Genomic DNA, 17,662 nt, shown 5'->3' with positions numbered 1-17,662 from the left:
GCTTGTCGCTCGCGAAGGCGGGCTGGGGATGTCTTTGGTGAAGCCTATATGATCGGGCTGGTGATCGTCACCCACGGGGGCCTGGCCTCTGAATTCCTGTCGGCGATGGAGCATGTGGTGGGACCGCAACGCGGCGTCGCCGCCATCTGCATCGGCCCCGAGGACGACATGGAGCGGCGCCGCCGCGACATCGTCGACGCCGCCGCAGCCGTCAATGAGGGCGAGGGCGTCATCCTGCTGACCGACATGTTCGGCGGCACCCCGTCCAATCTGGCCATCTCGGTCATGGAACAGACCGGCGCCGAGGTGATCGCCGGGCTGAACCTGCCCATGCTGATCAAGCTGGCCAGCGTGCGCGGCCGCGAAAGCCTGGAGGCCTGCGTGGCCCATGCTCAGGACGCCGGGCGCAAATACATCTCGGTCGCTTCCTGGGTGCTGGCGGGCGAAAAATGAGCGACGCCGCCGATCCAGCCGCCATCGCCACGGCGACCCTGAACATCTGCAATCAGCGCGGCCTGCATGCTCGCGCCTCGGCCAAGTTCGTCAAACTGGCCTCGGAGTTCGAATCCGAGATTCACGTCACGCGCGACGGGGTTAGCGTGGACGCGCGCTCGATCATGGGCCTGCTGATGCTCGGCGCCGGGATCGGCTGCGATGTCGAGGTGAAGGCCGAAGGGCGCGACGCGCCCCAGGCCGTGGCGGCTCTCATCGATCTTGTGGCGCGTCGCTTCGACGAGGACCAGTAACCAGGTCAGGAGGCGTGCGGACGACGCCCGCGCACTCGCCCTCCAGCGGCACGCGCACGCCGTCGCCGGATCGATCCGTCCGGTCGCGGAACAGGGCGGCGCGAGCCAGGATGATCAGCGTCACCGGCGTCGTCGCCGTGAAGAAGACCGCCGCCAGCAGTTCGACGGGCATGAAGCGCCCCTCGGCCCCCGTGAAATAGATCACCGAGCCGCACAAGACCAGGAACATGCCCAGCGTCGCCCCCAAGGTCGGGGCGTGAACCCGCTCATAGAAGGTCTGCAGCCGCACGAGGCCAAGCGCGCCGATGAAGGTCAGGCCGGCGCCGAACAGCACCAGGCCCGCCGCCAGCAGGGCCGCCCAGGCCGGGACATTGGCCGGAAAACCGCTCATTCGATCACCTCGCCGCGCATCAGGAATTTGGCGAGGGCGACCGAGGAGGTGAAGCCCAGCATTCCAATGATTACGGCCGCATAGAAGTACTGCTGGGTGCCCGTCCGCACGCCGAAGGCGACGACCAACAACATGCCCGCCTGGTAAAGCGTGTCGAGACCCAGGATGCGGTCCTGGGCGCGCGGGCCCTTGGCGATGCGCCACACGCCGATCAGGCCGGCGGCCGCCAGGAACAACTGCGCCAAAACCAGCGCCCAGTAGAAGACGGCGCCGCTCATTCGAAGATCTCCATCAGGCGGCGCTCATAACGGTTCTTGATGCGCTCCGCCCAGTCGTCGCCGTCCTGCAGATCGAGGATATGCAGCAGAAGCACGCCGGTCGCGTCCTCATATTCGACCCAGATGGTGCCCGGCGTGCTGGTGATGACCACCGCCAGGACCGCCAGGCCATAGCGGTCGCGCATCTCCAGCGGAATATGGACGAAGCCCGAGACGCGGCTGTCGCGCGAGGCGTTCAGCCCCAGCACCACCAGAGCCACCTCCCAGTTCGAGCGAACGATATCCCAGGCGACGACTGCGGCGAAGCTCAGCAGGGTCAGCGGCTTTTTAAGCCGCACCGGCTCAACATCCAGAACGCGCATGATCTGCGGCGCCGCCAGGGCCATCAGCAGCGCGAGGGCGAGCGACGGCGCCGCCGTCGAGCCGCTGAGCAGCAGGGAGGCCCCGAACAGCCCCAGCGACAGTATGGGGTGAGGCAGAACCGCCCGGATCATGCGCCGCCTCCCAGCACTGCGCGGACATAGGCGTCAGGCCGCACCAGCCAGTCGGCCGTGTGGTCGGCATAGGCGAAGCCCGCCTCGCCGAAGACCGCCAGAAACAGGCAGGCCGCCAGCAGGCCCGCAATGGCCACGCCCTCGGCGGCGCCGACCACGATCGCCGGTTCGGCGTCGTCGTCTCGCGCCCACAGCGCCGCCATGCCCAGCCGCGTCAGACCGATCAGGGCGCCCAGCGAGGCGAGCGACAGGGCTATGATCACCCCATAGCCGGCCCAGCCGCCCAGGCCCGACAGGGCCTCCATCATGGCCAGCTTGCCGATGAAGCCCGCCAGCGGCGGCAGGCCCGCGATCATCAGGGTCGAGATCAGGAAGGCTCCGCCCAAAGCCGCCACCGCCGCGGGAATGACCAGACCTGGCTCATTGCGCTCTTCGTCGTCAAAGGGGTCGAAATATTCATCGTCGAAGACGGCGCGGCCCGAGCGGGCGCCCAGGTCCTGGCCCCTGTTCAGGACCTCGGCCAGCATGAAAAGGGCGCCGCAGGCCAGGGTCGAGCCGACCAGATAGAAGACCGCCCCGCCCAGGACATCGGCGTTGCCCGTCCCGACCGCCGCCAGCACCGTGCCCGAAGAGACGATGACGGCGTAGGCCGCCGCGATCGACAGGTCGCGCGCCGCGATCATGCCTGCCGTGCCGAAGCCGATGGTCGCCAACCCGCCCAGCAGGATCCACAACTGGCCGAACCCGGCCGAGGCGCCGCTGTCGGGCGCGAACAGCAGGAAGCTGAGGCGGATGATCACATAGGCGCCGACCTTGGACAGAATGGCGAAGACGGCCGCCGCCGGCGCGCTGGCCGCCGAATAGGTGGTGGTCAGCCAGAAGCCCAACGGCCACATGGCGCACTTGGTCAGGAAGGCCACGCCCAGGATCGCCGCCCCGACGTGGAACAGCCCGCGGTCGGCCGCGGCGATCTGGGGAATACGCACGGCCAGATCGGCCATGTTGAGGGTGCCGGTCACGCCGTAGATCAGGCTGACCCCGATCAGGAACAGCATGGACGCCGTCAGGTTGACGGCGATGTAGGCCAGGCCCGCGCGGATCCGCGCCTCGCCCGAACCATGCAGGGCCAGGCCATAGGAGGCCGCCAGCATGATCTCGAAGAAGACAAACAGGTTGAACAGGTCGCCGGTCAGGAAGGCCCCGTTGACGCCCATGACCAGCAGCAGGAACAGGGCGTGGAAACGGGGCCCGGCCCGGTCCCACCGCGCCAGGGCGAAGATCATGGAGCAGGCGCCCAGCACGCTGGTCAGGGCCACCATCAGCGTCGACAGACGATCAGCCACCAGAACGATGCCGAACGGCGCCGGCCAGTCGCCCAGTTGGTAGACGCGGGCGGTGTCGCCCCCGCCCGCCGCCCCGGTCGCGCTTTCGTGCAGCAGGGCCAGGGCCATGGCCAGGATGGCGGCCATGGCGAACAGGCTCAGGCCGCCCTTCAGCAGGCGGCGGCGCTCGTCGAACAGCAGCATGGCCGCCGCGATGACCATCGGCAGCACGATCGGCCCGATGATCAGATGTTCCTGCCAATCGGTCATTCGGGCGCCTCCTGGCCGTCGACATGGTCGCTGCCGGTCTCGCCGCGCGAGGCGAGCAGCACCACCAGGAACAGGGCCGTCAGGGCGAAGCTGATGACGATGGCCGTCAGCACCAGGGCCTGGGGCGTCGGATCGGCGTAGAGGGCCGGGTCCTCGGCGCCCTCGCGGGTGAAGGCCGCCGCGCCGGAACGCAGCCGACCCATGGAGAAGATGAACAGATTGACCGCATAGGAGACCAGCGACAGGCCGATGATCACCTGGAAGGTGCGCGGGCGCAGCATCAGCCACACCCCCGAGGCGGTCAGCACGCCGATGGCCAGGGCCAGGACGATCTGGGTCATTGCGCCCCTCCCTTCTGCTCGGCGTCCGCTTCGGCCTCGGCCTCCTCAATGCGCGCGCGGCGCAGCGACTGGTGCGCCAGGGCGACCAGGATCAGCACGGTAGCGCCCACGACCAGGACCACTACGCCCAGGTCGAACAGGACGGCGCTGGCCAGAGGGACGCGGCCCAGCAGCGGCAGGTCGGCGTATTGGAAATAGGAGGTCAGGAAGGGCTGGTCGAAGATCCATCCCACGGCGCCGCTGGCCGCCGCAATCAGCAGGCCGACGCCGATCCAGATGATCGGGCGGATCTCCAGCCGTTCCTCCACCCAGCGGGCGCCGGACGCCATATATTGCAGGATAAAGGCGATCGACAGCGCCACCCCCGCCGCGAAGCCCCCGCCCGGCAGGTCATGCCCGCGCAGGAACAGGTGCACCGCCAGAAGGATGATGAAGGGGAAGAGCCAGCGCATCACCACGCCGGGGATCATCATGGTGTCGCTGAGGGTGTCGCCCTCGCTGCGACCCTCGCGGGCGCGGTCAGACGCGTCCTGAACGCGCTTTTGTATCGGCTGGGACAGGCTGTCGCTGGCCGGCCGGAAGCGGCGCAGCAAGGCCAGCACCGTCAAGCCGACCACGCCCAGGACGGTGATCTCGCCGAAGGTGTCGAAGGCGCGGAAGTCGACCAGAATGACGTTGACGACGTTGCGGCCGCCGGCCTCCTCATAGGCCTTCTCGATAAAGAAGCGCGACACGCCCTCGACCGGCGGGCGCACCATGACGGCCCAGGAGATCAGCGCCACGCCCGCCCCGGCGAAGATGGCGATGCCCCGGTCCAGACGACGGCGCCAAAGCGCGCGGCGCCGCTCCGACTCAGGGACATGGATTTCGGCCAGCCGCTTGGGCAGCCAACGCAAGCCCAGCAGCAGCAGCACCGTCGTCACCACCTCGACCACAAGCTGCGTCAGGGCCAGATCCGGCGCCGACAGCCAGACGAAGGTCAGACAGCTGGCCAGCCCCGCCCCGCCCATCAGGATGACGGCCGCCAAGCGATGGTATTTGGCCTGCCAGGCGGCGGCCAGGGCGCAGGCGCCCCCCGCCAGCCACAGGGCGGCGAAGGCCAGGTTGTGCGCTTGGGGCACGCGGAACTCGGGCCAGGTCAACACGAAGCCGCCCGCCGCCGCCACGGCACCCGACAGCAAGGCCGTCAGCAGGATCAGGCGCAGCTGCGGCTGCAGGCGCTGCGCGCCCAGGTGGCGCACGATCCATTGCGACAGGTCCATCAACATGACCTGGGAGCGCTCGAACAGATAGCCGCCGTTCAGCCGCTTCATGCCCCAGGGACCGCCGCGCGGATTGGCGTTCAGCGCCTTGCCGAAGACGACATAGAGGCCGATGCCGCCCGCCATGGCGATGACGCTGAGCAGCAGCGGCAGGTTGAAGCCGTGCCACAGGGCCAGGCTGTAATAGGGCAGGTCGAAGCCGAGCATGGTCACGGCCGCGCTGCGCAGGAAGGGGCCGACGGTGACCGCCGGGAAGACCCCGACCAGCAGACACAGGGCCACCAGCACCTCGACCGGACGCCGCATCCAGCCGGGCGGCTCGTGCGGGACGCGGTCCAGCTCAGTCGACGGCGGCCCGAAGAAGGTCGTGTGGATGAAGCGCAGCGAATACAAGACGCTGAAGGCGCTCGCCAGGGTCGCCAGCACCGGCAGGGCCTGGTTCAGCGCCGAGGTCTGGGTGCTGGCCAGGGCCTCGGCCAGGAACATCTCCTTGGACAGGAAACCGTTCAGCAGGGGCACGCCCGCCATGGCGGCGGCGGCGACCATGGCCAGGGTGGCGGTGATCGGCATGAAGCGGATCAGACCGCTGAGCTTGCGCATGTCGCGCGACCCGGCCTCGTGGTCGATGATGCCCGCCGCCATGAACAGCGAGGCCTTGAAGGTGGCGTGGTTGATGGTGTGAAAGATGGCCGCGATGGCGCCCAGGTCCGATCCCAGGCCCAGCAGCAGGCAGATCAGGCCCAGGTGGCTGATGGTCGAATAGGCCAGCAGGCCCTTCAGGTCGTGCTGGAAAATGGCGCACCAGGCGCCGACCAGCAGGGTCGTCAGGCCCAGGCCGCCGACCACGAAATACCACATCTCGGTCTCGCCGAAGACGGGCCAGAACCGCATCAGCAGGAAGACGCCCGCCTTCACCATCGTCGCCGAGTGCAGATAGGCGCTGACCGGCGTCGGGGCCGCCATCGCGCGCGGCAGCCAGATGTGGAACGGGAACTGGGCGCTCTTGGTCAGGGCCCCGATCAGGATCAACCCCAGGGCGACCGGGTAGATCGGACTGGCCAGGATGACGTCGCGCGCGGCGATGACGGCGTCCAGCTCATAGCTGCCGACGATGCGGCCGATCAGGATCATGCCGACCAGCAGGGCCACCCCGCCGGTGGCCGTGATGGTCAGCGCCATCCGGGCGCCCTCGCGCGCCGAGGCATTCTGGTGCCAGTAGCCGATCAACAGGAAGGAAAAGAGGCTGGTCAGCTCCCAGAACACCACCAGCTGAATCAGATTGCCCGACAGCACCACGCCCTGCATCGCGCCCATGAAGGCCAGCAGGAAGGAGAAGAAGCGCGGCACCGGGTCCTTCGGCGACATGTAGTAGCGCGCATAAAGCACCACGAGCGCGCCGATCCCCAGGATCAGGGCGCTGAACACCCATGACAGGCCGTCCAGGCGAATCGTAAGGTTCACCCCCAGGGACGGCAGCCACGCCAGCGTCAGCTTCAACACCTCCCCGTCCTGGAACCGCGGCCAGAGCACCGCCAGACAGCCGACGCTGATCAGGGCGATGATCCACGACAGAATGGCCGCAGAGGTCCGCGCGTGACGCGGCAGCCCCGAGGCGATCATGGCCCCGATGAAGGGCAGGACGAGAATGACGAGCAGGAGGAAGCTGGCTGGCACGGGCGTGTCGATCATCTCCGATAGGTTGTGGGACGGCGCCCGAAAGACTGCGGATCGCGCCTTTTCGTTTTGCCAGACTTTTTCCTAAGGGAAATGACGCCCTTGCGTCAAAGCGACGAGTTGGCGCGATTGTGACCGTAGCAGGAGCGGTTCGGCCATCGCCTTGCCGCAGCGCCGCGACCTCACGGCAAGTTTGAGCCGTGGGTCGCCTCAACCAGGAACAGGCTCGAGCCAGGGCGACGAACGCCGGCGGGGCTGTACGCTACGGCCCGGTCTCGCCCCTTCGCCGCGCCATCGGCGCCCCCGGAATCTCAGCCGAAGCGCTCGATCTTAAGAGCCTTGGTCCAGGCAGGCGCGGGCCGGCCCAGCGCCATCTGCTCGATGATCTCCGCCGTTCGCGCCGCCGTCGTGAGGCCCAGATGCTGGTGACCGAAGGCGTAGTGCACCTGAGGGTGAGCGTTCAGCCGTCCGATGGCGGGCAGATAGTCCGGCAGGGTCGGCCGAGGGCCGCACCACCGGTCAGGCTGGGCCGAGAAGGCCACGCCCAGGTCGCGCAGATGCGCCTCGATGCTGCGCCACTTACGCGGATCGGGCCGAGCAGACGCGGCGCCGAACTCGACGTGGCTGGAGGCGCGCAGGCCCCCGTCGAAACGAGCGACCGCCAGGGCGCGGTCCTCGAACACGGTCAGAGGCAGATCTTCGGGCCAGTCATGCTGGGCCGACTGCACCGAATAGCCCCGCTCGCCGATCAGAGGCGCGCGCACGCCCAGAGGCCGCATCAGGCGCTCCGACCAGGCCCCGGCCGCGACCACGACGCGATCGGCGTCGATGACTGTTCCGTCCGACAGGGCGACCTCGGCGGCGTCGGCCACGGGCCGGATGGCGGCGGCATCGGCGTGAACCGTCTGCCCGCCTTTGGCGGCGAAGGCGGCCAGTAGGGCGTCGCGCACCGCCTGCGGCTCGCTGACCTGACCCGTGCCGGTGAACCGGATTCCGCCCGCTGGACGCTGACGCAGGACGGGGTCATAGGCGGCCAGTTCATCCGCCTCCATCACGCGGAAGCGCGCCCCGCCGGTGCGCGCGGCGCTCCAACCGGCCAGCCCGCGCCGGGCCGCTTCGGGCGTGGACCAGACCACCGAGTGGCCCGTCGCCCGGATCAGGCTCTCGGGCGCCTGGGCCAGAGCGGCCAGACGCATCCAGGCGCCGACCGGATCGTCCAGCAGATGCGCCAGGACCTCGGCGCCGTGAGCGACCGCCGCCGGACGCGACGCGGCCAGGAACCGCAGCGCCCACGGCCCCCACAAGGACGCATCGCGCGCGCGGAAGTCCAGCGGCCCGCCAAAGGCGAACAGCCGCCCCACGGCGCCCTTGAGGGTCGCAGGCGAGGGCATGGGCTCGCATTGCTCGGCGGCGATGTGGCCGATGTTGCCGAAGGAGGCGCCGCGTCGCGAGTCGCCCCGGTCGATCAGCGTCGTCTCAAAACCGGCCGCCTGAAGGCGAAGTGCCGTCGCCGCCCCCACCAGCCCCCCGCCGACGACGGCCCAGCGCCGGGCTGTCGTCATGCCGCCGCGTCCTCTCCGAACGGGTCGTCCAGACTATGCGACGGCTCGGTGAACCAGACCGGCCCGGCCTCGGTCATGTAGAAATGGTCTTCGAGGCGCACGCCATACCGGCCGGGAATGACCAGCATCGGCTCGTTCGAGAAGCACATGCCGGGCGCCAGCGGCGTAACATCGCTGCGCACCAGATTGGGCGCTTCGTGAATGTCCAGACCGATGCCGTGGCCGGTGCGGTGCGGCAGGCCCGGCAGGCGGTAGTCGGGACCGTAGCCGAGACCGGTCAGATAGTCGCGCGCGGCGGCGTCGACGCTGGCGCAGGGGGCGCCCACGGCCGCGGCGGCGAAGGCGCGGGCCTGCGCTTCCTTCTCATGCGCCCAGACGCGGCGGAAGTCGTCGCTCGGCTCGCCGAAGACATAGGTGCGCGTGATGTCCGAGTGATAGCCGTCCACCAGGGTCCCGGTGTCGATCAGCACGACATCATCCGCCCCCAGGGCGCGGTCGCCCTCGCCCCCGTGCGGCAGGCAGGTGTCGTCGCCGAAGGAGACCAGGCAGAACCAGGACCCGCCCTCGCCGCCAAGGGCGCGGTGCTCGGCGTCGATGAAGGCCTTGACCTGGGAGGTGAGGACGCCCGCTTTCAGCCAGTGACGGGTGCGGCGCTGGACCTCCAGAGTGATGGCCTTGGCGCGGGTCAGAAGGGCGATCTCGGCCGCCGATTTGATGCTGCGCTGGGCGACGATCAGCGGGCCGCCGTCCGTGACGCGATCGGCGCCCAGAACGCGGCTGAGGCCCAGCCAGATGAAGGCCGCCGCCTGATCGTCAATCGCCAGCACGCCGGCCTCGGGAAGGCTGGCCGCCGCCAGGGCGTAGGGGCTTTCTTCCTCTTCCCAGGTCAGGATGTCGCCCGCGACGGCGCCCGCCGTCAGCCCGGCCACCTTGTCCAGCTCAAACCGGGGACAGATGTACTGGACCCGGCCGTCGACATGGATCAGCGCGCCGGTCAGCCGCTCGGACGGATGCCAGTCCAGTCCCGTATAATAACGCAGCGACGCCGTAGGTCCGACCAGCAGGGCCGCCAGCCCATCGGCTCTCAATCGTGCGGCCAGGGCGGCGACGCGATCCTGTCGTTCGGCGACGGTGATGGGCGGGGCGCTGGGCGGAAGAAAGGTCATGGCTCGAATGTATATTGTATCTGATTTCTAGTCATGTTTTCTTTCATTCCTCGGATCGCTCGTAAAGGGCGGCGAGGACCTCGGGGGAGGGAAACATCATGATTATAGCCGTTCTGCTGACGGCGCTGGCGCTGCTGGCCGCCTTTTACGCCGTCCAACTGGTCCGCACCGCCAAGGCGCGCGGAGCGTTGAAACCCAAGGCCGAAGGCATAGCCATCGGCGCGGTCGCCAACTTCTTCGATGCGCTGGGCATCGGCTCCTTTGCGCCGACCACGGCCTGGCTGCGGTTCCGCAAACTCGTTCCCGACAGCTTTCTTCCGGCGGTGCTGAACGCCGGCCACTGCCTGCCGACGGTCATGCAGGGGCTGGTCTTCATGAAGCTGATCCAGGTCGATCCGGTGCTGCTGATCGCCTGCATCGGCGCCTCCATCCTGGGGGCTGTCATCGGCGCGCCCATCGTGCTGCGTCTGCCGGTGCGCGCGGTTCAGATCGTGGTCGGCGCGGCCCTGCTGATCGCCGCCGCCCTTTACGCCATGACCAATCTGAACCTGATGCCTGCGGGCGGAGAGGCGGTCGCCCTGGACGGCAACCTGTTCTTGATCGCCGTCCTGGCCCATGTGCTGATGGGCGCCCTGATGAGCTTCGGCATCGGCCTTTATGCGCCTTCGCTGATCATGCTCAGCCTGATGGGCATGAACCCCACGGCGGCCTTCCCGATCATGATGGGCGCCTGCGCCTTCCTGATGCCGGTGTCGAGCCTGCGCTTCATCAAGAGCGAACGCATCGATCTGCGGCTGGTGCTGGGGATGGCCATCGGGGGGATACCGGCGGTGCTGCTTGCCGCCTTCGTCATCACCTCCCTGCCGCTGACGGTGCTGCGCTGGGGCGTGGTGGTGGTGGTGCTCTACGCGGCCGTCAATCTGTTGATGACCGCCCTGAAGGCCCGTCAGCAGCCCGTCCCGGTCGAACAGGGCTGAGGTTGCGGGCAAGGCTATTGATCAGCCTTGCCTGTCGCCCTGCGCGAACTCCTCGCGCAGGTCGGACAGGGTGTGCTGCAGGTGGTCGGCCACCAGACGGCGCACCTTATCGGCGTCGCGGGCCAGCCAGGCCTGAAGGATGTCCTGGTGTTCGGCTTCGGCCGTCAGATGGCGCCCCTTGTGCTCAAGATGCTTGCGCACATAGCGGTCGGCCATGACGTGGAGGCGGGTGGTGATTTCCGCGGTCAGGGCGCGCTTGCCCGGCTGCACCAGAGCCATGTGGAAGGCGCGGTTCAGAGGGCCGACCGTCGGCATCCCTCCAGCCGCCGCCGCATTCAACTGCGCCAGCACCTGCAGAGCCTCGTCCTGCCGGGCCTCATCCGCGACGAGGCAGGCCTCGGCCGCCGCGTCCGGCTCCAGCTTGAGGCGAAGTTCGAAGATCTCCTCCACCTCGGCCGCACTCATGCCGCGCGCGAAGAAGCCCCGGTTGGGGTGCGACACCACAAGTCCGTCCTGCTCCAGCCGCACAAGCGCCTCGCGCAGGGGGATCTTTGAGACGTTCAGGTCGGCCGCCAGGGCGTCCTGCCGGATCGGCACGTCAGGCGCGATCGCCCCCGACAGGATCATGTCGCGCACGACCTCCATCAGGCGGTCGGACAGCGTGCGGACTTCAAACGGAGATGCGGCCATGCGGTTCATCGAGTCGAAAAAGGCTGGGCCGGTCGCCCGGCCCAGCCATAACGTGCGCCGTGCGCAATTACGACGGCCAGTCGCTCAGACGACCTGGAAGCCGGCCCAGAAGGGATCCGTGCGGTCGATCCAGATGGTGTTGAAGCCTGTGGCGACCGCCGAACCCTCGATCGAGGGCACGATGGCCTTGTGGTCGCCCACGGTCGTTTCAGCTTCGACCCGGCCGATGAACCGGCTGCAGATGTAGCTTTCGTGGACGAAGGCGTCGCCGACCTTCAGCCGTCCCTTGGCGTGCAGATGGGCCAGCCGCGCCGAGGTGCCGGTGCCGCAGGGGCTGCGGTCGATGGCCTTGTCGCCATAGAAGACGGCGTTGCGGCCGTCGGCGCCCTCGCCCTTCGGCTTGTCGGCCCACAGCACGTGGCTGACGCCGTTGATCGAAGGCTCGTCCGGGTGCACCGGATGGAAGGCCGCCCGCACCCGTTCGCGCACCAGACCGCTCAGTTCGATGATGCGGCTGGCGCCCAGGTCGTCCAGGCCGGTGTAGGCGCCCTGCGGTTCGACGATGGCGTAGTAGTTGCCGCCGTAAGACACATCGACGCTGAGCGGGCCGAGGCCCGGCACGTCGATCTCGATGCCTTGCGCCGCCAGATAGGCCGGCACGTTGCGGATGCGCACCGAGGTCACCTTATCGCCCTCAGTCTCATAGGCGATGTCCAGAACGCCCGCAGGGACCTCGATCTTCAGCCGGCCCGGCGTGCGCGGCCGGATCAGGCCATGCTCCAGCCCGAAGGTGATCATGCCGATCGTCCCGTGGCCGCACATGGGCAGGCAGCCGCTGGTCTCGATGAATAGGATGCCCGCGTCCGCATCCGGCAGGGTCGGCGGATACAGGAAGCCTCCGCTCATCATGTCGTGGCCGCGCGGCTCGAAACACAAGGAGGTGCGGATCCAGTCGTAGCGGCTCAGGAAGTCGAGCCGCCGCTCGGCCATGCTGGCCCCTGACAACAGGGGCGCGCCGCCGGCGACCAGGCGAACCGGGTTGCCGGCGGTATGACCGTCGATGCAGAAAAAGACGTCGCGCATCTGGGCTCCCGATCAGGTGATCTTGGTGGCCTTGCCCGAGCCGATCGGGCGCGTTTCCGCCGCCTTTTCGACCATGGCGATGACCTCGGCGCGGCGGGCGCCGGCCAGCGGCATGCGCGGCATGCGGACCCGTTCGTGACCGCGACCCATGATCATCTCGGACAGTTTGATCGACTGGACCAGATCCGCAACCGAATCCAGGTGAAGCAGCGGCATGAACCAGCGATAGATCTCAAGGGCGCGGGCGATGTCGCCGGCCTGAACCGCCTTGACCAGGGCCACCGACTCTTCGGGGAAGGCGTTGGTCAGGCCCGAGACCCAGCCCTTGGCGCCCAGGATCATGCCTTCCAGCGCCACGTCGTCCAGCCCGACCATGACCGAGTAGCGGTCGCCCAGCTCGTTGAAGATGTCGGTGATGCGGCGCGAGTCCGGGGCGCTTTCCTTCAGGGCGACGATGTTCGGCACGTCCGACAGGCGGCGCAGGTCGTCGTTGTTCAGCGTCTGACGATACATCAGCGGGTTGTTGTACAGCATGTTGGGCAGGCCGCTGGCGGCGGCCACGGCGCGGAAGTGCGCCTCAAGCTCCGCCGGCGTCGGCACATAGACCATGGCCGGCAGCACCATCAGGGCGTCCACCCCGATGTCTTCGGCGTCCCTGGCGTAGGCCTCCGCCCGCGCCGTGGTCAGTTCGCTGACCCCGGTGATGATCGGCACGCGGCCGTCCACGACCTCGACCGCCGCCTTTAGGACAGCGCGCTTTTCTTCTGGCTCCAGCGAGTTGTTCTCGCCCACAGTGCCCATGACAATGATGGCGTCGACGCCATCACGGATCAGGCCGTCCAGAACCTTTTGGGTGGAGTCGAAATCGACCCCCAGGCTCTCATTGAACTGCGTGGTGGCCGCCGGAATCACCCCGGTCCAATCCAACTTCATTCCCGCCATGTGCTGCTCCCTCCCGAGCTTGCTTATTTCGTATACGGTATATGATTAAGCCGGAAGCGGTGACCGATCAAGGCCCTGGAGGACCTTTAAAAATCCGCTCTCACGCCTGCTGGTCGGCTTGGCCGCCTCGGGTCAGAACCCAAGGGCCATGATCTGGTCGTACAGGACTTTGGGGGTGCGCACGCCGTTGGCCAGGCTGCGCGCGCGGGCCTCGTACCGGCGCTGCGACGGCAGGCGCGCGCCCTGGTCGGCGAAGGCGGCGAACAGGGCCTCGGCCCGCGCCGCGTTGGCTTCGGGATCTCCGCCGCCCATCAGGTCCGGATCAAACGCCAGGATCAGTTCGCCATGCATGGGCGCCGCCTTGGCGCCGTCGTCGAAGGCCATCGATTCGCGGCTGGTCAGATCGCCGATCAACGGGCCCGCCATCAGTTCGATCATGGTCGACAGGGCCGAGCCCTTGTGCCCGCCGAAGGTCAGCATGGCGCCGTCCAGAGCCGCGCGCGCATTGGTCGTCGGCCGCCCCTCGGCGTCGACGCCCCAGCCCTCGGGGATCGGCTTGCCGGCGATGTCGTGCAGCGCCATGTCGCCGCGCGCGATGGCGCTGGTGGCGAAGTCGAAGACATAGGGGTGCGGCCCCGGACGCGGCCAGCCGAAGGCGATCGGATTGGTGCCCAGAAGGCCGCGCTTGCCGCCCGCCGGCGCCACCCACGAATGGCTCGGCGTCATGGCCAGGGCCGCCACGCCCATGCCGGTCAGGTGTTCGATCTCGGGCCACAGGGCAGAGAAATGGAAGCAGTTGTTGATGACCAGCGCCGCCACCCCGACCTCCTTGGCCTTCTGCGCCAACAGCGGGGCGGCTCGTTCAAAGGCTAGCAGGGAATAGGCGTAACGGGCGTCGACGCGCACCAGGGCGGGCGAGGCGTCGGTGATGACCGGCTCGGCGTCCAGCGACATCTTGCCCGAGTGAATGGTCATCACGCAGCCGGGGAGACGATAGAGCCCGTGCGAGGCGCACTCGTCCCGCTCGCCCGCCGTGATGGCGCGCGCCACCGCCTCGGCATGCGGAACGGACAGCCCCGCCCCCGTCAGCACCCGTCGCGACAGGGCGAACACCTCGTCAATCGACAAGGCGACCGTTTCCTGGGCCTCAAACACGCTCATATCGCTCTCCCGCAACACAATCGTATACGATATGGGCGCGGGCAAAAACTTCAAGCCCGTTTAGCGTCCGTTCTCTTAAGCGCGTCTCGGGCGACGGACAGGTCAGCCAGAAAACGCCTTCGTTCCTCGGCGCGCAACGCCGGATCGGGCAGGCGCAGCAGGTAGGACGGGTGCACCGTCAGCAGCACCCGCGCGCCGTCCTCGGTCGTGAGCACGCGGCCGCGTTCGGCCTGGACGGCGGGCTTTCGTCCCAGCACCGCCAGCCCCGCCGTCGCGCCCAGAGCCAGGATCAGCTCCGGCCTGACGAGGCGCCGTTCATGATCCAGCCACCAGCGGCAGGCCTGCACCTCCCCCGCATTGGGCGTCTTGTGCAGCCGACGCTTGCCGCGCGGCTCGTGCTTGAAATGCTTGACCGCATTGGTGAGGTAGAGGTCGCCGCGATCCAGTCCCGCCTCTTGGAACGCCGCATCCAGAAGACGCCCGGCGGGGCCGACGAAGGGCCGACCGGCCAGGTCTTCCTGATCGCCCGGCTGTTCTCCCACGACCATCAAGGCCGCGCGTTTCGGTCCTTCGCCGCAAACGCCCTGGGTGGCGTCGCGCCACAGCGGACAGCGGCGGCATCCCTGAACGCCGCGCGCCAGCTCGTCCAGGCCTTCGGGGACCAGATCATCCGTCGCCGCGCGATCCACCGACGGCGCGCGAACGCGCTGGAACCTGTCATTGGGCGTGTGCGCGGCCTGGTTCACCATAGCCTCCGTGCGAACCGACGCGGCGGCGGTGAGTTCCGGGATCAATGCCGCCTCGGGCAGGTTCTTCCAGTAACGCTTGGGCATTTCCGACCGCATCGCCTGAGGCCGCAGCCGCGCCGGATTGAAGGTCGAGGCGTAGTAGGTGCGCCAGAAATCCTCCACCGCGTCCTCGGCGGGCGCCTGGGACTGATCGGCGGGCGGGCCGAAGGTCAGAAGCGTTCCGTCCCAGTGCGCCGCCCCGTCCGGCGTCAGGATCGACCACCGCATGGCGCTGTACCGGCGCGCGAAGAAGGGCGCCGTCGCCTGCAGCACCCGATGGGCGGGCTCGAACCACGCGACCCAGCGCTCGCCCGCCTCGTCTTGCGCCTGTCGAAAGCGCACGAAGGCCTTCATCTTGTGGGCGGCGCGGCGCACCGCCTTCACCCGATCCGCCGCCTCGGCCACGTCCCGGTCGGACAGGACGGCCATCAGGTTCGGCTGATCCTTCAGCCGCCACAGCAGGCGATACATCAGGTCGAAGCGATCCTCGGACCGATGCTGGATCAGTTGCGCCGCCGTTTCCAAGAACGCGCGCGGCGCGGTGAAAGCGCCTTCGACCTCAGGCAGGGCGCCGCCCTCGTCGAACAGGCCGCCCCCAGTCGCGCCCACGGCGAACTTCACCCGGCCCGGCTCGATGTCGGCCAGCCGCAGCCGCCGCGCCGCCTTGCGCCAGCCGTCGAAATCCAACGGATCGGCCAGGACCGCCGTGCGCATCAGAACAGGCTCAACTGCTCGGGCTTGCGCTGCGGCGCCAGGCGCGCGCGCAGGTCGGCCGCGTCCGTCAGACCGCCGGGCGTCCAATCCAGCGCCGTGATCCACGGCCGCACCGCCTCGATCGACCGCGTCAGCCGACCGACGTCCTCCAGCCGCAAAGTGCGATGCCGCCGCACGGACAGGATGCGGTCCACCGCCTTCACCCCGAGCCCCGGCACCCGCAGCAGGGTTTCGCGCGCCGCCCGGTTCACGTCGACAGGGAAGGCTTCGCGGCGCCGCAGCGCCCAGGCCAGCTTGGGATCGACGGCCAGATCCAGCATGCCCTCGTCGGTCCCCTCCCCGATCTCGGGCGCAGTGAAGCCGTAGAAACGCATCAGCCAGTCGGCCTGATAGAGCCTGTGTTCACGCATCAGCGGCGGCTTGGTCGGGGGCAGCAGGCTCGAGCCGTCGGGAATGGGGCTGAAGGCCGAATAATAGACCCGGCGCAAGCCATAGCCGCCGTAAAGGGCGGCGCTGCGGGCCATGATCTCCGTGTCCGGCGCGCCGTCGGCGCCGACGATCAACTGGGTCGATTGACCGGCCGGGGCGAAGGCGGGCGGGCGCTTACGGTCCCGCTTTTCCGGCTTGGCCTCTTCCAGCTTCAGCCGCACCTGCCCCATCGCCTTGCGGATCGTCCGCGCGTCCTTCTCGGGGGCTAGACGGCCCAGGGCCTCGTCGCGTGGCAGCTCGATATTGGCGGACAGTCGGTCGGCATAGAGGCCCGCCAGCTCCACCAGCCGCGCGTCCGCCTCTGGGATCAGCTTCAGGTGGATATAGCCGCGAAAGTAATGATCCTCGCGCAGGCGCCGCGCGACCTCGACCAGCTGCTCCATCGTATAGTCGCCGTTGCGGATCACGCCGGACGATAGGAACAACCCTTCGATGTAGTTGCGCTTGTAGAAGGCCAGGGTCAGGTCGACGACCTCCTGCACCGTGAAGCGCGCCCGCTCGACATTCGACGACACCCGGTTGATGCAATAGGCGCAGTCGTAGATGCAGAAGTTGGTCAGCAGAATCTTCAACAGGCTGACGCACCGACCGTCGGGCGTATAGGCGTGACAAATGCCCATGCCCTCGGTCGAGCCGATCCCGCGCCCGCCCAGGGAGTTGCGCTTTGTCGTGCCGGACGAGGCGCAGGAGGCGTCGTATTTGGCGGCGTCCGCCAGAACCGCCAGCTTTCGTCGAAGATCGATCTGAGCCATAAGTTCATGATATGTTCCGCATCAGACCAGGTCCAGCGTCACCGCAGCGCTTTTTTGGTCGAACGCAAGACTCGTCGCAGCGTCGCCGCGCCAAGGATGTTTGAAAAAGCTCGGCCCCGCTCTGGCTGACCGGCTTCGCCCGACGAGCCGTCGAACGCGGCAGGGCCCCAAACTCGCTCGCTTGGCCGACCTCAAAGCCGAAATCCATCCAACCGCCGGCCGTGAGAACTCGATCCGTCTACACGCGGTCGTCGTTGAACACCGTCGCAGGGATCGCTCCCACGCCCATCGCCAGAACGAACGATACAACAGCGCCAGGAGTGGTCGCTCTGCGCAGTCGAAATCAAGCCGACGTTCAACCGACGCCCAGATAGCCCTGCGGCGCTGCCCTGTGATCGAGCCTGTCGGGCTGAGAGAGGGCATAGATTAGCAAAAACCCCCGGAGCATGAGCTTCGGGGGTTTTGAACTTGGGTGCGGGAGCAGGATTTGAACCTGCGACCTTCAGGTTATGAGCCTGACGAGCTACCGGGCTGCTCCATCCCGCGGCAAGGCGGTGTGT

17 protein-coding genes and 1 tRNA gene are annotated in these 17,662 nt (G+C 68.1%); 3 read left to right on the top strand and 15 right to left on the bottom strand.

Features of this window, described 5'->3' with window-relative positions:
* Positions 1-48: 48 nt before the first annotated feature.
* Together ACLBV5_RS12540 and ACLBV5_RS12535 are read left to right on the top strand one after the other, a co-directional pair.
* Positions 49-453, top strand: coding sequence for a PTS sugar transporter subunit IIA (locus ACLBV5_RS12540; RefSeq protein WP_025976949.1), 405 nt, complete (start codon positions 49-51; stop codon positions 451-453).
* Complete coding sequence (locus tag ACLBV5_RS12535; RefSeq protein ID WP_134582141.1) at positions 450-746, top strand: HPr family phosphocarrier protein; 297 nt, start codon at positions 450-452, stop codon at positions 744-746. The genes ACLBV5_RS12540 and ACLBV5_RS12535 overlap by 4 nt, the downstream gene beginning before the upstream one ends.
* Here ACLBV5_RS12535 and mnhG read toward each other — a convergent pair.
* The 8 genes from mnhG to ACLBV5_RS12495 all read right to left on the bottom strand — a co-directional run bounded on the left by mnhG (position 706) and on the right by ACLBV5_RS12495 (position 9,506).
* Entirely contained in the window at positions 706-1,137 is a 432-nt protein-coding gene (gene mnhG, locus ACLBV5_RS12530) for a monovalent cation/H(+) antiporter subunit G (protein WP_025976951.1), read from the bottom strand. The genes ACLBV5_RS12535 and mnhG overlap by 41 nt on opposite strands.
* The gene (locus tag ACLBV5_RS12525) at positions 1,134-1,415 is read right to left on the bottom strand and encodes a K+/H+ antiporter subunit F (protein ID WP_134582140.1); all 282 of its coding nucleotides are present in this window, start codon (positions 1,413-1,415) and stop codon (positions 1,134-1,136) included. The genes mnhG and ACLBV5_RS12525 overlap by 4 nt, the downstream gene beginning before the upstream one ends.
* Positions 1,412-1,909, bottom strand: coding sequence for a Na+/H+ antiporter subunit E (locus ACLBV5_RS12520; RefSeq protein WP_134582139.1), 498 nt, complete (start codon positions 1,907-1,909; stop codon positions 1,412-1,414). Before ACLBV5_RS12520 ends, ACLBV5_RS12525 begins: the two co-directional genes overlap by 4 nt.
* The gene (locus ACLBV5_RS12515; RefSeq protein WP_447605869.1) at positions 1,906-3,501 is read right to left on the bottom strand and encodes a monovalent cation/H+ antiporter subunit D; all 1,596 of its coding nucleotides are present in this window, start codon (positions 3,499-3,501) and stop codon (positions 1,906-1,908) included. The genes ACLBV5_RS12520 and ACLBV5_RS12515 overlap by 4 nt, the downstream gene beginning before the upstream one ends.
* Positions 3,498-3,842 (bottom strand): Na+/H+ antiporter subunit C, encoded by a 345-nt coding sequence (locus ACLBV5_RS12510; RefSeq protein WP_025976955.1) that lies wholly within the window; start codon positions 3,840-3,842, stop codon positions 3,498-3,500. Before ACLBV5_RS12510 ends, ACLBV5_RS12515 begins: the two co-directional genes overlap by 4 nt.
* On the bottom strand, positions 3,839-6,793 hold the full coding sequence (locus ACLBV5_RS12505) for a monovalent cation/H+ antiporter subunit A (RefSeq protein WP_134582136.1): 2,955 nt from the start codon (positions 6,791-6,793) through the stop codon (positions 3,839-3,841). Before ACLBV5_RS12505 ends, ACLBV5_RS12510 begins: the two co-directional genes overlap by 4 nt.
* 296 nt (positions 6,794-7,089) lie before the next feature.
* The gene (locus ACLBV5_RS12500) at positions 7,090-8,340 is read right to left on the bottom strand and encodes an NAD(P)/FAD-dependent oxidoreductase (RefSeq protein WP_447605868.1); all 1,251 of its coding nucleotides are present in this window, start codon (positions 8,338-8,340) and stop codon (positions 7,090-7,092) included.
* The gene (locus ACLBV5_RS12495) at positions 8,337-9,506 is read right to left on the bottom strand and encodes a M24 family metallopeptidase (RefSeq protein WP_447605867.1); all 1,170 of its coding nucleotides are present in this window, start codon (positions 9,504-9,506) and stop codon (positions 8,337-8,339) included. The genes ACLBV5_RS12500 and ACLBV5_RS12495 overlap by 4 nt, the downstream gene beginning before the upstream one ends.
* 98 nt (positions 9,507-9,604) lie before the next feature.
* On the opposite strand from ACLBV5_RS12495, the gene ACLBV5_RS12490 reads away from it, so the two are divergent.
* A complete protein-coding gene (locus ACLBV5_RS12490) occupies positions 9,605-10,483 on the top strand; it encodes a TSUP family transporter (protein ID WP_134582133.1) in 879 nt (292 codons plus the stop codon).
* 21 nt (positions 10,484-10,504) lie between these two features.
* Here ACLBV5_RS12490 and ACLBV5_RS12485 read toward each other — a convergent pair whose 3' ends face one another.
* The 7 genes from ACLBV5_RS12485 to ACLBV5_RS12455 form a co-directional block, all read right to left on the bottom strand.
* Positions 10,505-11,173, bottom strand: coding sequence for a GntR family transcriptional regulator (locus ACLBV5_RS12485; protein WP_303705538.1), 669 nt, complete (start codon positions 11,171-11,173; stop codon positions 10,505-10,507).
* An 84-nt stretch (positions 11,174-11,257) separates the two neighbouring features.
* Complete coding sequence (locus ACLBV5_RS12480; protein WP_303705539.1) at positions 11,258-12,256, bottom strand: 4-hydroxyproline epimerase; 999 nt, start codon at positions 12,254-12,256, stop codon at positions 11,258-11,260.
* Between the two features lie 12 nt (positions 12,257-12,268).
* Positions 12,269-13,198 (bottom strand): dihydrodipicolinate synthase family protein, encoded by a 930-nt coding sequence (locus ACLBV5_RS12475; protein WP_253122785.1) that lies wholly within the window; start codon positions 13,196-13,198, stop codon positions 12,269-12,271.
* Between the two features lie 132 nt (positions 13,199-13,330).
* On the bottom strand, positions 13,331-14,359 hold the full coding sequence (locus ACLBV5_RS12470) for an Ldh family oxidoreductase (protein WP_447605866.1): 1,029 nt from the start codon (positions 14,357-14,359) through the stop codon (positions 13,331-13,333).
* 50 nt (positions 14,360-14,409) lie between these two features.
* Complete coding sequence (locus ACLBV5_RS12465; protein ID WP_447605865.1) at positions 14,410-15,861, bottom strand: UdgX family uracil-DNA binding protein; 1,452 nt, start codon at positions 15,859-15,861, stop codon at positions 14,410-14,412.
* Entirely contained in the window at positions 15,861-17,102 is a 1,242-nt protein-coding gene (locus ACLBV5_RS12460; RefSeq protein WP_278070216.1) for a putative DNA modification/repair radical SAM protein, read from the bottom strand. The genes ACLBV5_RS12465 and ACLBV5_RS12460 overlap by 1 nt, the downstream gene beginning before the upstream one ends.
* Positions 17,103-17,571: 469 nt before the next feature.
* Positions 17,572-17,648, bottom strand: a tRNA-Met gene (locus ACLBV5_RS12455).
* Positions 17,649-17,662 lie beyond the last annotated feature (14 nt).

The sequence above is a fragment of the Brevundimonas sp. M1A4_2e genome (genome assembly GCF_053345555.1).
This window is presented reverse-complemented; position numbering and strand designations above follow the sequence as displayed.

What these genes read in the sequence shown, in the direction of transcription:
- ACLBV5_RS12540 (WP_025976949.1), top strand. Translation starts at nt 49, where the DNA reads ATGATCGGGCTGGTGATCGTCACCCACGGGGGCCTGGCCTCTGAATTC.
- ACLBV5_RS12470 (WP_447605866.1), bottom strand. Translation starts at nt 14,359, where the DNA reads ATGAGCGTGTTTGAGGCCCAGGAAACGGTCGCCTTGTCGATTGACGAG.
- ACLBV5_RS12525 (WP_134582140.1), bottom strand. Translation starts at nt 1,415, where the DNA reads ATGAGCGGCGCCGTCTTCTACTGGGCGCTGGTTTTGGCGCAGTTGTTC.
- ACLBV5_RS12495 (WP_447605867.1), bottom strand. Translation starts at nt 9,506, where the DNA reads ATGACCTTTCTTCCGCCCAGCGCCCCGCCCATCACCGTCGCCGAACGA.
- ACLBV5_RS12460 (WP_278070216.1), bottom strand. Translation starts at nt 17,102, where the DNA reads ATGGCTCAGATCGATCTTCGACGAAAGCTGGCGGTTCTGGCGGACGCC.
- ACLBV5_RS12475 (WP_253122785.1), bottom strand. Translation starts at nt 13,198, where the DNA reads ATGGCGGGAATGAAGTTGGATTGGACCGGGGTGATTCCGGCGGCCACC.
- ACLBV5_RS12510 (WP_025976955.1), bottom strand. Translation starts at nt 3,842, where the DNA reads ATGACCCAGATCGTCCTGGCCCTGGCCATCGGCGTGCTGACCGCCTCG.
- ACLBV5_RS12515 (WP_447605869.1), bottom strand. Translation starts at nt 3,501, where the DNA reads ATGACCGATTGGCAGGAACATCTGATCATCGGGCCGATCGTGCTGCCG.
- ACLBV5_RS12520 (WP_134582139.1), bottom strand. Translation starts at nt 1,909, where the DNA reads ATGATCCGGGCGGTTCTGCCTCACCCCATACTGTCGCTGGGGCTGTTC.
- ACLBV5_RS12480 (WP_303705539.1), bottom strand. Translation starts at nt 12,256, where the DNA reads ATGCGCGACGTCTTTTTCTGCATCGACGGTCATACCGCCGGCAACCCG.
- ACLBV5_RS12505 (WP_134582136.1), bottom strand. Translation starts at nt 6,793, where the DNA reads ATGATCGACACGCCCGTGCCAGCCAGCTTCCTCCTGCTCGTCATTCTC.
- ACLBV5_RS12490 (WP_134582133.1), top strand. Translation starts at nt 9,605, where the DNA reads ATGATTATAGCCGTTCTGCTGACGGCGCTGGCGCTGCTGGCCGCCTTT.
- ACLBV5_RS12465 (WP_447605865.1), bottom strand. Translation starts at nt 15,861, where the DNA reads ATGCGCACGGCGGTCCTGGCCGATCCGTTGGATTTCGACGGCTGGCGC.
- ACLBV5_RS12485 (WP_303705538.1), bottom strand. Translation starts at nt 11,173, where the DNA reads ATGGCCGCATCTCCGTTTGAAGTCCGCACGCTGTCCGACCGCCTGATG.
- mnhG (WP_025976951.1), bottom strand. Translation starts at nt 1,137, where the DNA reads ATGAGCGGTTTTCCGGCCAATGTCCCGGCCTGGGCGGCCCTGCTGGCG.
- ACLBV5_RS12535 (WP_134582141.1), top strand. Translation starts at nt 450, where the DNA reads ATGAGCGACGCCGCCGATCCAGCCGCCATCGCCACGGCGACCCTGAAC.
- ACLBV5_RS12500 (WP_447605868.1), bottom strand. Translation starts at nt 8,340, where the DNA reads ATGACGACAGCCCGGCGCTGGGCCGTCGTCGGCGGGGGGCTGGTGGGG.